Below are 12807 nucleotides of genomic sequence, written 5' to 3'. Positions count from 1 at the left end.
TCGCGGCCTTCACAGGAATAAGGAGCAACGCATGCTGCATTTCGCTGCTGCAACAGAGCACGAACCCCGCAGATACTCCGAAATTGCCGTCAGCCTCGCGTCACCCGACACGATTCTGTCGTGGTCGCATGGCGAGGTAACCAAACCTGAAACCATCAACTACCGCAGCTATAAGCCGGAAAAAGACGGCTTGTTCTGCGAAAAAATCTTTGGCCCCGTCAAGGACTGGGAGTGCCATTGCGGTAAGTATCGCGGAATCCGCTATAAAGGAATTGTCTGCGATCGCTGCGGTGTGGAAGTGACGAAGAAAGACGTCCGCCGCAAGCGTATGGGCCACATCGCGCTGGCCGTACCCGTTGTGCATATCTGGTATTTCCGCAGTCTGCCCTCGAAAATCAGCTATGTGCTGAACATGAGCACGCGTGAACTCGAGCAGGTCATCTATTACGAGTCGTACGCCGTGATTCATCCGGGTCGAGCGGACTTGCGGCGCAAGGACTTGCTTTCCGAAAACGAGTACCTTGAGGTATTGCAGCAACTGGGTCCGCAGGATGCCCTGCCGCCGGAAGAGCGTTTTGTTGCAAAGATGGGTGGTGATGCAATCCGCGACTTGCTGGCAAGCGAGGATGTCGATTCTTTGTCCGATGAGTTGCGCGCTCAGATCAAGGTGGAAACAAGTGCTCAGCGCAAAGCGGACGCGATCAAGAAATTGCGCGTGATTGAGTCGTTCAAACGCTACGAGGGTGACAAACTGAACCAGCCGGACTGGATGGTCATGTCAGTCGTCCCCGTTGTCCCGCCGGATCTCCGTCCGCTGGTGCCATTGGAAGGAGGCCGCTTTGCGACGTCCGACCTGAATGATCTCTACCGCCGCGTAATCATCAGAAACAATCGACTGAAGCGCTTGATTGAGATTCGCGCACCTGAGGTCATTCTGCGCAACGAAAAGCGCATGCTTCAGGAAGCGGTTGACTCGCTCTTTGACAACGGCCGCAAATCCGTCGCGGTGCGTTCGGACGGCAATCGTCCCTTGAAGAGTCTGTCCGACAACTTGAAAGGCAAGCAGGGCCGATTCCGCCAGAATCTGCTGGGCAAGCGTGTGGACTATTCCGGCCGTTCCGTCATCGTCGTCGGCCCCGAATTGCGCCTGCACGAATGCGGTCTGCCAAAGGAAATGGCGGTCGAGCTGTTCAAGCCGTTCATCATTCGCAAACTGATCGAGTATCAATACTCGAAGACAGTGAAGTCCGCCAAGCGTCTGGTCGAAAGGAAGACGGACGAAGTGTGGGCGATTCTGGAAGAAATTATTCAGGATCATCCGGTTCTCCTGAATCGTGCGCCGACGTTGCACCGTCTCGGCATTCAGGCGTTTCAGCCGCTGCTGATTGAAGGCAAGGCAATACGACTGCATCCGCTCGTCTGTCAGGCATTCAACGCCGACTTCGACGGTGACCAGATGGCCGTGCACGTACCGCTCTCGTTTGAGGCGCAGGTTGAAGCCCGCCTGCTCATGCTCGCGAGCAACAACATCCTGCACCCCGCCAACGGCCGCCCGATCACGGTTCCACACCAGGACATGGTGCTCGGATTGTACTATTTGACGAAGCGCAAACTCGGTGAACCGTTCCAAGGTAAGGTTTTCGCTGACGCCGGCGAAGTGATCCTCGCGTACAATGACGGCCGGATCGGCTTGCATACTGTGATTCACGTGCGTGTCGGTGACAAACTGATTGAAACGACTGTGGGAAGAGTGATCTTCAATCAGATTCTACCTGAAGATGTCCGTGGCAAGCGTTACTTCAACGAGATGCTTGCAAAGAAGCGCATTGAAGAGATCATTTTCTATTGTGTGCAAACTGTCGGCATCGCCCCGACCTCCGTGTTTCTTGACAACCTAAAGAAGCTCGGTTTCGAGATCGCCACCGGATCGGGAATCTCCATCGGCCTCGCGGACATCGAGATCCCACCGGAAAAGGATCGACTGGTGCAAGCCGCCTATAAGAGGGTGGATGAAGTTCAGACGCAATACTCCGATGGTATCATTTCTGACGGTGAGCGCTACAACAAGATCATCGACATCTGGACTCACACCAGTACCGACATCGCCGAGGTGATGTTTGCCAAACTCCGTGACTCGAAGGATGGTTTTAACTCGGTGTTCATGATGGCGGATTCGGGTGCTCGTGGTTCCAAGGAACAGATTCGTCAGCTCGCTGGTATGCGCGGTCTGATGGCCAAGCCGCAGAAGTCGCTGACTGGACAAAAGGGTGAAATCATTGAAAGCCCGATTACGGCCAACTTCAAGGAAGGTCTGACCGTTCTCGAGTACTTTATTTCAACGCACGGTGCGCGTAAGGGTCTGGCCGATACGGCGCTCAAGACCGCCGACGCCGGCTACCTCACCCGTCGTTTGGTTGACGTGGCTCAGGATGTCATTATCCGCGAGTTCGATTGTCAGACACTGCGCGGAATCACGCTGGAGGAAGTTCAGGAAGGCGAGGAAGTCACTGAGCAACTGCATGAACGCGTGATGGGACGCGTTTTGGCCGATGATGTATTTGATCCCGTCACGAATGAGAAGATTCTGGACGCCAACACGCTCGTGCGTGAAGCTGAGGCCAGTTTGCTGGCGAAGGCCGGTGTCACAAAACTTCGGATTCGTTCGGTCTTGACCTGCGAAAGTTCGCGGGGTGTCTGCGCACGTTGTTACGGAGTTCATCTCGCCACGGGCCGAATGGTCGATATTGGCGAAGCCGTTGGCGTGATGGCGGCGCAATCCGTCGGAGAGCCTGGCACGCAGTTGACCTTGCGTACGTTCCACATCGGTGGTGCCGCATCGCGCGACGTGTCAGAATCCAAGCGTGAAGCGAAAAAGTCAGGACGTGCCCTCTTCGAAAACGTCGACTTCATCGTCAGGGAAGACGGGACGCGCATTTCCATTCGCCGCTCAGGCATTATCAAGTTGCTCGATGACAACAACCGCACCGTCGCGCGTTACAAGCTGCCCTACGGCGCGCATGTGTATGTCGAAGAAGGTGAAGTCGTCAAGAACGGTCACCTCCTGTTCGAGTGGGACCCGTATGCTGACTCGATTCTTGCTTCAAAGTCAGGCAAGGTGCACTTCATTGATATCCGTCAGGACAGCACGATTCATGATGTCGTCGATGAGCAGACCGGCATGAAGCAGAAGGTCATTATGGAATCGCGCGACCGCAAGCTGAATCCGCACATCGTGATTATTGACGCGGACGGAAGCCGCTTGGCTAATCATGTGCTCCCGATTGGTGCTCAATTGTTAGTGGAAGATGGTGCCGAAGTCAAAATCGGCGACCCGCTTGCCAAGATGACGCGTAAGTCTCAAGCCATTCGCGACATCACCGGCGGTCTGCCGCGCGTCACCGAGTTGTTTGAAGCACGGAAACCCAAAGATCCTGCTATCGTCACAGAGATCGACGGAATTGTTCGTTTCGGCGGTATGAAGCGCGGCGTGCGCATCGTAACGGTTACGTCGGAAGATGGGTCCATGTCGAAGAATTACGCCGTACCTTACGGAAAGCATATTCTCGTCCACGATCATGACCGAGTGTCCGCCGGTGAAAAGATCACCGAAGGCTCGGTTGCTCCTCAGGACATTTTGGCGATTCAGGGTCCGAACCGTGTTCAGGAGTATCTCGCCAAGGAGATTCAGGAAGTCTATCGCTCGCAGGGCGTGGCCATCAATGACAAGCACATCGAGGTGATTGTCCGGCAGATGCTTCAGAAAGTGCGGATAGACGATCCGGGTGACACTCGCTACCTCGAAGGCGACCACGTGGACCGTATCAAGTTCACCCGTGAAAACGAGCAGCTTGTCAATAGAGTGGTGGTCGAGGAACCGGGTGATTCCGGTTTCCGAATCGGCCAGATCTTGGACAGAACAGAAGTCAATCGTCAGAACCGTGCGCTGAAGAGTGATGGCAAGGATCCTGCAAAGACCCGTCCCGCGCGTCCGGCGACCTACTCTCCGGTTCTGCTTGGAATCACGCAGGCCAGTCTCTCGACGGACAGCTTCATTTCGGCAGCCAGTTTCCAGCAGACCACGAGCGTCTTGACAGATGCCGCGATCAGCAACAAGGTCGACTATCTGTCGGGACTCAAGGAAAACGTGATTCTCGGTCACCTGATTCCGGCGGGAACCGGACTCAGCCGATACAACAAGTTGGAGATCGTGCGGCCCGCTGCGGAAGAGGAAGAATTGGCGCGGGACTTCCGGATTGAGATGTCTGAATTGATGCAGTCTTTGGAGCACGGTTCTGCCGCAATTGAGGAGGACATTGGCGAAATTGCGCAAAATAGCGCAAATCCGCCGGTTTCTCCAGAATAATACCAAATGTTTGTTTAACATACATTTGTGGAATCCTTTTGAGCTTGGGCGGCCTCAAAATCGCCCAAGCTCGCCTCTCGACTCACTTGACAATCCCAAGCTCGATCCTTAAATTAGCTAATCTACGCCACAAAATTTCTTAGAACCTTGCCCACGATTCAACAACTTATCCGTTCAGGCCGGGAAGCTGCGCAATATAAGTCTTCCGCACCGGCTCTGATGAACTGCCCGCAGCGGCGGGGGGTATGCACTCGTGTCTACACTACTACCCCCAAGAAGCCGAACTCTGCGCTGCGCAAAGTCGCACGTGTCAAGCTGACAAACGGCGTCGTCGTGACGGCTTATATTCCCGGAGAAGGACACAACCTTCAGGAACACTCTCTGGTCATGATTCGCGGTGGTCGTGTCAAGGACTTGCCGGGCGTGCGTTACCATATTATTCGCGGAATTCTGGATACCGCCGGAGTGGATGGCCGCAAGCAAGGCCGCTCGAAGTACGGCACGAAGAAGAAAGCCGCCGTTCAAACCAAGGGCAAGAAGTAGTTTTAAGTTATGCCTCGTCGTAAACGAATTGTTAAACGTGAAGTCCCCGCCGATCCCAAGTTCGGTTCGATTCAGGTGGCTTCCTTCATAAACGGCCTGCTGCGCCGTGGTAAGCGCTCCGTTGCAGAACGAATGTTCTACGGTGCCTTTGACCTGATCGAAAAGAAGGCCAAGTCCGATCCGCTGGAAGTCTTCACCAAAGCCATGAAAAACGTGGCGCCGATTGTCGAAGTCAAGAGCCGCCGCGTCGGTGGTGCCACCTATCAGGTTCCTGTAGAGGTGAACCCTTCCCGTCGCCAGGCGTTGGCCATCCGCTGGCTGATTTCCTACTCAAAGGCTCGCGGTGAGAAGACGATGGCCGAAAAACTTGCCGGCGAAATGATCGCTGCGGCAAAGGGCGAAGGCAGCGCTGTCAAGAAGCGCGACGAAACGCACAAGATGGCCGAGGCCAACAAGGCCTTCGCGCATTTCCGCTGGTAATACTGCAATCTGTGAACAAGTTCTGTTAACGGTGATTTAATCGTGTCCAACGCTCCGAAAACCGCACAAAAAGAGAAGGTCAATCCGTCCGTAGACCTGTTGAACCGCACGCGCAATATCGGCATTATGGCCCATATCGACGCCGGCAAAACGACAACGACGGAGCGCATTCTGTTTTATACGGGCCGTCTGCACCGCATGGGCGAAGTGCATGAGGGCGGTGCGACGATGGACTGGATGGAGCAGGAGAAGGAGCGCGGGATTACGATCACCTCCGCTTCGACCACTTGCGAATGGCAGAACCACCGGATTAACATCATCGACACCCCCGGTCACGTGGATTTCACCGTCGAGGTCGAGCGCAGCCTGCGCGTCCTGGACGGCGCTGTGGCCTTGTTCTGTGCCGTAGGCGGCGTGGAACCGCAGTCGGAAACAGTCTGGCGTCAGGCCAATCGCTACAAAGTTCCGCGGATTTGCTTCGTCAATAAGATGGATCGTGCCGGAGCGGATTTCTTCCGCGCCGTTGACATGATTCGCACGCAGCTGCATGCGAATCCGGTGCCGATTACAATCCCCATCGGATCCGCCGATATGTTCCAGGGTGTGATTGACTTGATTTCGTTCAAGTCCATCGTCTGGGTCGAAGATTCGCACGGCATGCACTTCGAGGAATTTGATGTCCCGAAGGACATGTTTGACATTGCCAGTCACTGGCGGGAGAAGCTGCTCGAGTCCGTTGCCGAATTTGACGACAACCTGCTTGAGAAGTTCCTTGCCGGCGAGCCGCTGCTCAAAGACGAAGTTATGGCCGCGCTGCGCAAGGCGACCATCGCACTGAAGTGTTTCCCCGTTCTGTGCGGCGCGTCGTTCAAGAACAAAGGCGTGCAGCGTCTGTTGGATGCGATCGTCGAGCTGCTGCCGTCCCCGCTGGATGTGGGCGAGGTTTCCGGATTGAATCCCAACACGGAAGAGGAATTGCTCCGACACCCCGATGTGGAACAGCCCTTCGCCGCGCTGGCGTTCAAGATTCTGACAGATCCTTATGTCGGCCGTCTGACCTACGTTCGCGTCTACTCGGGCAAACTGGATGCAGGTTCCGCGATTTACAATTCCACGCGCGATAAGCGCGAGCGAATCTCCCGCATCGTCCGCATGTTCGCCGATAAGCGTGAAGAAATGTCCGCAGTCGAAGCGGGTGATATCTGCGCTGTCGTCGGATTGAAGGACGTGCGCACTGGGGACACGCTGTGTGACCCGAAGTCGCCGATTCTGCTCGAAAAGATGGACTTCCCGACGCCGGTGATCGAGATTGCTATCGAGCCGAAAACCCGAGCAGATCAGGACAAGATTTCTGAATCTCTCGCCCGCCTGGCCGAAGAGGACCCGACCTTCCACGTGAAGTTCAACGAGGAAACCGGTCAGACAGTCATCGCCGGAATGGGCGAATTGCACCTCGAAATTCTCGTGGATCGCCTGATGCGCGAGTTCAAGGTTGAAGCGGTCGTGGGTGCTCCGCAAGTGTCCTACAAAGAGTGTATCCGCCAGTCTGCTTCGGTCAATCACAAGTTTGCCAAGCAGAGCGGTGGTCGCGGTCAATATGCGCACGTGGTGATTAATGTGTCTCCGGGTGCGCCGGGCAGCGGGTTGGTCTTTGAGAATAAGATTGTCGGCGGTGCGATTCCGAAGGAATACATCCCGGCTGTTCATAAGGGTATGGAAGACGCTATGGCCAACGGCCCTCTGGCAGGCTTCCCGATCATGGACGTGAAAGTCGAGCTTGTGGACGGTTCGTACCACGAAGTTGACTCGAACGAAATGGCGTTCAAGATTTGCGGCGGAATGGCCTTGCGTGAAGCGGTTACGAAGGCGAACCCCGCGCTCATGGAACCGATTATGAAGGTCGAGGTCGTCACCCCGGATTCGTATCTGGGCAATGTCGTGGGCGACTTGAACTCGCGCCGCGGTCGCATTCAGGAAATGCATCCGCGTGCCGATGGGCAGGTCGTCAATGCAATGGTCCCGCTTTCGGAAATGTTCGGCTACGCGACCAGTCTGCGTTCGCTGACGCAGGGACGCGCTATCTTCACCATGCAGTTCGACCACTTCATGGAAGTGCCCAAGTCCATTTCCGAGAAGATCCTCGAAAAGCGCTAAGTCAACCGCCGATCCGCACAAAACCCCACCTCTTCGCATGGCACAACAATCCTCTATCCGGATCAGGCTTAAGAGTTACGATCACAATCTGATCGACAAGTCGACGGAAAAAATCATTCAAACGGCAAAGCAAACGGGCGCGGTCATTTCCGGTCCGATTCCGCTGCCGACGCGACGCACGGTCTACACGGTAAACCGCTCGCCGCATTCCGATAAGAAGTCACGTGAACAGTTCGAGACGCGCATTCATAAGCGTCTAATTGACATTCATAACTCCTCGCCGCGCACAATCGACGCCCTCATCCGCATCGAGTTGCCCGCCGGCGTAGACATCGAGATCAAGACATGACAGGGCTGATTGGGAAGAAAGTCGGGATGACCCGGGTGTTCGATGAAAAAGGTACCGTTATTCCGGTGACTGTCATTGAACTTGGGCCGAACCAGATCACAAATATCCGCACCGAAGACAAGCACGGCTACAATGCGCTCTGTCTCGGATTCGGCCAAAAGCGCGACAAGCTCGTGCCCATGCCGATGAAAGGGCACTACAAGTCGCTCAGTATCACCGCTCCGCGAATCGAGCGCGAATTCCGCGACATGACGGTCGAGGGCAAGAAGATCGGTGACTCGCTGGCCTGCGATCTCTTCAAGGTCGGGGAAAAAGTGCAAGTTACCGGGACCTCCAAGGGACGCGGATTCGCCGGTGTCATCAAGCGGCATAAGTTCAATCGCCAGACGATGACTCACGGTACTCACGAGTTCTTCCGCCACGGCGGTTCGATCGGCTCCAACACGTTCCCCGGTCGTACGTTGCCGGGTTTACGGATGCCGGGTCGTATGGGAGCGGAGCGCGTGACCGTCAAGAATTTGAAAGTTATCCGGGTTGATGCGGAAGCCAATCTGATCATGATTGGCGGAGCGATCCCCGGTCCCAATCACGGTATTGTGATCGTAGGGAAACAAGACCGATGAATCTCAAAGTTTATAAACGTGATGGCTCCTTGAGCGGCGATTCGGTGGAACTGCCGGATAGCCTGCTTGCGCTCGAGCCGAATGAACATGCGATGTGGCTGGCGGTGCGCAGTGAAGAAGCCGCGCAGCGCCAAGGCACGCACAAGACCAAGAGCCGCAGCTACGTCCGCGGCGGCGGTCGCAAGCCGTTCAAGCAGAAGGGACGCGGTGTTGCTCGTCAAGGATCCACGCGTTCGCCGTTGAACCCCGGCGGCGGTACGATCTTCGGACCGATGCCGCACACGTATCATATCGGCGTGCCGCAAAAGGTTAAGGCCCTGGCCCGCCGCAGTGCCGTGATCTTGAAGGCGCGCGAAGACCGTATTCGCGTCGTCGAAGACTTTACGATGGATTCGCCCAAGACGCGCGAGATGGTTGCGATGATCGAAAAGATGGCTCTTGCGGATCACAAAGTGCTCTTCCTGACTCCCGAATACAGTCAGAACATCCTGCTGAGTGTGCGCAATCTGCCGGGCGCCGCAGTGACGCGAGCCGATGCGGCTTCCACCCGCGACTTGCTGAAGTGCTCCACATTGATTATCCAGAAAAGTGCGGTGCAAACGTTGCTGAAAGGATTGAACCATGCTGCATAAGCGTTCCGTCCTGCGCAAGCCGCTTCTGACCGAAAAGGTCGCCGCCGCTCAAGACGCACATAATCAATATGCGTTTGTCGTTGACACCAGTGCGAATAAGGTTGAAATCAAGCGCGCTGTTGAAAAGAAATATGAAGTCACCGTCGTGGGTGTTCAAACCATGAACGTCCGCGGCAAGGTGAAGCGGTTGGGCCGTTTTGAAGGCCGCCGCCCCAATTGGAAGAAGGCGATCGTCACGCTCAAAAAGGGCGAATCGATCGAACTCGCGCAGAACGTCTAAAGATTTACCTGAATCATGCCGCTGAAGAAGTTTCGCCCCCTGACCCCCTCGCAACGCTACCGCACGGTGCTCGTGCGCGATGGCCTGTGGACCGGTGAGCCAGAGAAGAGTCTGGTTGAGCCGCTGGCAAAGTCGGGTGGCCGCAATAATCGCGGGCGGGCCACCAACATCAATATCGGTGGCGGACACAAGCGCCGCTATCGGGTGGTCGATTTCCGCCGCAATAAGTTTGATATTCCAGCTAAAGTTGAGCGTGTGGAGTACGATCCCAATCGCTCCGCGAATATCGCCCTGCTCTTCTACGCCGACGGCGAGAAGCGCTACATCCTCGCGCCCGAAGGCCTGAAGGTCGGAGATACGGTCGTCTCGTCGAAGACTGAGGCCGATATTCGGGTTGGCAATGCAATCCCGCTCGCGAAGATTCCGCTGGCGACGTTTATTCACAATATCGAAATGCGTCCCGGCAAAGGCGGGCAGATCGCACGCAGTGCCGGAGTCGTTTGCCAGTTGATGGCGGTCGATACCAAGTATGCTCTGATCAAGATTCCGTCCGGTGAAGTGCGGCGCGTGCCTGCGCAGTGCATGGCCACGATCGGTCAAGTCGGCAACCTCGACCACGAAAGCGTCGTGTCCGGCAAAGCCGGTCGCACACGCTGGCTGGGTCGGCGTCCGCACAACCGCGGTGTGACGAAGAATCCGGTTGACCATCCGATGGGTGGTGGTGAGGGCCGTTCGTCCGGCGGTCGTCATCCGACGACGCCCTGGGGCAAGATTACAAAAGGTTTGAAAACGCGCAATCCGCGCAAGAAGTCCAATAAACTGATCGTCCGTCGCCGTCGCGACAAGACGCAACTCGTATAATCCGAAATGGCACGTTCGCTCAAAAAAGGTCCGTATATCGACCCCCGCCTCGAAATGCGTGTTCAGCAGATGAATGAACGCAGCGAGAAGAAGGTGTTGAAAACGTGGTCACGCCGCAGCGTCATCTCCCCCGAATTCGTGGGTCATACGCTGGCTGTGCACAATGGCCGCAAGTTCCTGCCCGTGTATATCACGGAGAACATGGTCGGCCATAAGCTCGGAGAGTTCTCTCCGACCCGTACGTTTAAGGGCCATACGGAAAAGAAGGCGGAAACCACCGCCAAGAAGAAGTAAGGATTTCCGATGGAAGCTCGATGCGTTGCCCGCTTTGTTCGCGTTACTCCCCGCAAGATGCGTCTCGTCGCAGACCTTGTGCGTGGCAAGAACGTCAACGAAGCCATCAATATTCTAAAATTTACTCCGCGTTCGGCCGCTACGCCGACGCTTAAGGCGATTCAGTCCGCTGTGGCGAATTATGCCCAGCTCTTTGACGCGACTTCCGCCGACATCGACAGCCTGCTGGTGCGCGCGATCTTCGCTGACGAAGGTCCGACGATGCACCGCTTCCTGCCGCGCGCGCAGGGCCGTGCCACGCCGATTAAGAAGCGGATGTCGCACTTGACTGTGATTGTCGCGGCGCCGTCGAAGGTTGCTGTCGAGGAAGCCACGTCGGAGACGGCCGAGGCCGTTGAAACAAAGCCAGTGAAGAAGACTGCCGCAAAAAAAGCGGCTGTGAAGAAGAGTGCGACCAAGTCGGCCGCCAAGAAAACGTCCACACGTAAAACAAAGTCGTAATCCCCAGTGGGTCAAAAAGTCAATCCGCTCGGCCTTCGCGTCGGTATCATCAGAACATGGAACAGCCACTGGTTCGATGAACGCAATTTCGCCGACAAGCTCGAAGAAGATCTCTATCTCCGTAAGTATCTCCTGCAGCGCCTGAAAGGCGCATCCGTTGCCGGAGTTACATTTGAACGCACTCCGAAGATGCTCACGCTGACCATTCGGACTGCTCGCCCGGGCATCGTGATCGGCCGTAAGGGCGCCGAAGTGGATAAGCTCAAGGCCGAGCTGAAGAACTTGACGAAGCGCGACGTTCAGGTGAACATTTACGAGATCAAGCGGCCGGAGCTTGAATCCAAGCTGGTCGCCGACATGATCGCCCAGCAGCTTGAAGGTCGTGTCTCGTTCCGCCGCGCTATGAAGAAGGCGATTCAGACCACGATGCGGATGGGAGCGGAAGGCATCAAGGTCATGTGCGCTGGACGGCTGGGCGGAGCAGAAATGTCGCGCACTGAAGGGTATAAGGAAGGCCGTGTGCCGTTGCACACCCTTCGTGCAGATATCGACTACGCGTGTTCAGTCGCACGCACAACGTACGGCACCATCGGGGTAAAGGTCTGGATCTGCCGCGGCGAAGTGATCGGCAAGGCCAAGGTAAACTCGCCGTCCGGCGAAGCGCATCATGAAAAGGGTCATGATGTTCAGAGAGGACGCGGAGATCATGATCGAGATCGCGGTCGTGACCGCGACCGGGATCGCAACCGCCGTTCTTAAACTGATTAAACTACAATGCTGACACCGAAGAGACTAAAATTCCGCAAGCAACAGCGCCGCCGCCGCAAGGGTTACGACTATTGCGGGTCGACCCTGTCGTTCGGCGAATACGGCTTGAAAGCCATGGGCGATTGCTGGATGACTTCGCGGCAGATTGAAGCTGCGCGTATTGCGATGACACGCCATATCAAGCGTGGCGGGAAGGTCTGGATTCGCATCTTTCCGGATAAGCCCGTTTCAAAGAAACCTTTGGAAGTGCGCCAGGGTAAGGGCAAGGGCGCGACCGAATTCTACGCGGCCGTGATTCGTCCCGGTCGGATTCTATTTGAACTTGAAGGCGTCACGCGCGAGCTCGCTCAGGAAGCCATGCGTCTTGCCGCACAGAAGCTCCCCATCAAAACCAAGTTTGTCGAACGCGACGTCGTTCACTCGTAAGCAATTATGGCAACCAGTTCCGCACGACCTGCAAGAATGACTGAGCTCAAGGAGCTCACATCACTTGAACTTAAGAACCGCTTGGTTGAAGCAGAAGACAATCTCGAAGCTCTTCGTTTTCAGCTTGACGCCGGTCAACTTCCGAATACCGCGAGAGTGCGTTCGATGCGTCGCGATATCGCCCGCATTCGCACCGTCCTTCGCGAACACGAACTTGGCCTGCGCGCCGAGAAGGGTGCTGTGAAATGAGTGAAACAGCCGTTTCCCGTCCCGTGGAAGTATCCCGCGGCGTCCGCAAATCCCGTGTCGGTGTGGTTGTATCCAACAAAATGGATAAGACAATCGTCGTCAAAGTCGAGCGCAAGGTGAAACACCCGCTCTACGGGAAATACATTAAGCTCACCAAGAAGTTGATGGCCGACGACAGCCAGAACGAGTGCAACATCGGAGACAAAGTGCGGATCATGGAGACGCGTCCGTTGTCGAAACTCAAGAGATGGCGTCTTGTCGAAATCATTGAGAAAAAGAAGTAG

15 protein-coding genes are annotated in these 12807 nt (G+C 55.9%); all 15 read left to right on the top strand.

Annotated features, from left to right (window positions below):
• Positions 1-31: 31 nt before the first annotated feature.
• The 15 genes from rpoC (at position 32) to rpsQ (ending at position 12807) form a co-directional block, all read left to right on the top strand.
• On the top strand, positions 32-4363 hold the full coding sequence (gene rpoC, locus KJZ99_02615) for a DNA-directed RNA polymerase subunit beta' (protein MCL4304783.1): 4332 nt from the start codon (positions 32-34) through the stop codon (positions 4361-4363).
• 147 nt (positions 4364-4510) lie between these two features.
• A complete protein-coding gene (rpsL, locus tag KJZ99_02610; protein ID MCL4304782.1) occupies positions 4511-4906 on the top strand; it encodes a 30S ribosomal protein S12 in 396 nt (131 codons plus the stop codon).
• 9 nt (positions 4907-4915) lie between these two features.
• Entirely contained in the window at positions 4916-5386 is a 471-nt protein-coding gene (gene rpsG / locus KJZ99_02605; protein MCL4304781.1) for a 30S ribosomal protein S7, read from the top strand.
• 126 nt (positions 5387-5512) lie between these two features.
• The gene (gene fusA / locus KJZ99_02600; GenBank protein MCL4304780.1) at positions 5513-7540 is read left to right on the top strand and encodes an elongation factor G; all 2028 of its coding nucleotides are present in this window, start codon (positions 5513-5515) and stop codon (positions 7538-7540) included.
• A 37-nt stretch (positions 7541-7577) separates the two neighbouring features.
• The gene (gene rpsJ, locus KJZ99_02595) at positions 7578-7889 is read left to right on the top strand and encodes a 30S ribosomal protein S10 (GenBank protein MCL4304779.1); all 312 of its coding nucleotides are present in this window, start codon (positions 7578-7580) and stop codon (positions 7887-7889) included.
• Positions 7886-8512, top strand: coding sequence for a 50S ribosomal protein L3 (rplC, locus tag KJZ99_02590; GenBank protein ID MCL4304778.1), 627 nt, complete (start codon positions 7886-7888; stop codon positions 8510-8512). Before rpsJ ends, rplC begins: the two co-directional genes overlap by 4 nt.
• Positions 8509-9144 (top strand): 50S ribosomal protein L4, encoded by a 636-nt coding sequence (gene rplD / locus KJZ99_02585; protein MCL4304777.1) that lies wholly within the window; start codon positions 8509-8511, stop codon positions 9142-9144. Before rplC ends, rplD begins: the two co-directional genes overlap by 4 nt.
• On the top strand, positions 9137-9424 hold the full coding sequence (locus KJZ99_02580; protein MCL4304776.1) for a 50S ribosomal protein L23: 288 nt from the start codon (positions 9137-9139) through the stop codon (positions 9422-9424). Before rplD ends, KJZ99_02580 begins: the two co-directional genes overlap by 8 nt.
• Positions 9425-9439: 15 nt before the next feature.
• Positions 9440-10285 carry a 50S ribosomal protein L2 gene (gene rplB, locus KJZ99_02575; protein MCL4304775.1) on the top strand — a complete coding sequence of 282 codons (846 nt, stop codon included), beginning with the start codon at positions 9440-9442 and terminating at the stop codon, positions 10283-10285.
• 6 nt (positions 10286-10291) lie between these two features.
• Positions 10292-10579, top strand: coding sequence for a 30S ribosomal protein S19 (gene rpsS, locus KJZ99_02570; protein ID MCL4304774.1), 288 nt, complete (start codon positions 10292-10294; stop codon positions 10577-10579).
• 9 nt (positions 10580-10588) lie between these two features.
• Positions 10589-11080, top strand: coding sequence for a 50S ribosomal protein L22 (gene rplV / locus KJZ99_02565; GenBank protein ID MCL4304773.1), 492 nt, complete (start codon positions 10589-10591; stop codon positions 11078-11080).
• Between the two features lie 6 nt (positions 11081-11086).
• A complete protein-coding gene (gene rpsC, locus KJZ99_02560; protein ID MCL4304772.1) occupies positions 11087-11839 on the top strand; it encodes a 30S ribosomal protein S3 in 753 nt (250 codons plus the stop codon).
• A 15-nt stretch (positions 11840-11854) separates the two neighbouring features.
• A complete protein-coding gene (gene rplP / locus KJZ99_02555) occupies positions 11855-12274 on the top strand; it encodes a 50S ribosomal protein L16 (GenBank protein MCL4304771.1) in 420 nt (139 codons plus the stop codon).
• Positions 12275-12280: 6 nt separating this feature from the next.
• Positions 12281-12523, top strand: coding sequence for a 50S ribosomal protein L29 (gene rpmC / locus KJZ99_02550; protein MCL4304770.1), 243 nt, complete (start codon positions 12281-12283; stop codon positions 12521-12523).
• Positions 12520-12807, top strand: a complete 288-nt coding sequence (gene rpsQ / locus KJZ99_02545; protein MCL4304769.1) for a 30S ribosomal protein S17 — start codon at positions 12520-12522, stop codon at positions 12805-12807. Before rpmC ends, rpsQ begins: the two co-directional genes overlap by 4 nt.

It is taken from the genome of bacterium (genome assembly GCA_023382385.1).
GTDB lineage: Bacteria > Electryoneota > RPQS01 > RPQS01 > RPQS01 > JABWCQ01.
This window is presented reverse-complemented; position numbering and strand designations above follow the sequence as displayed.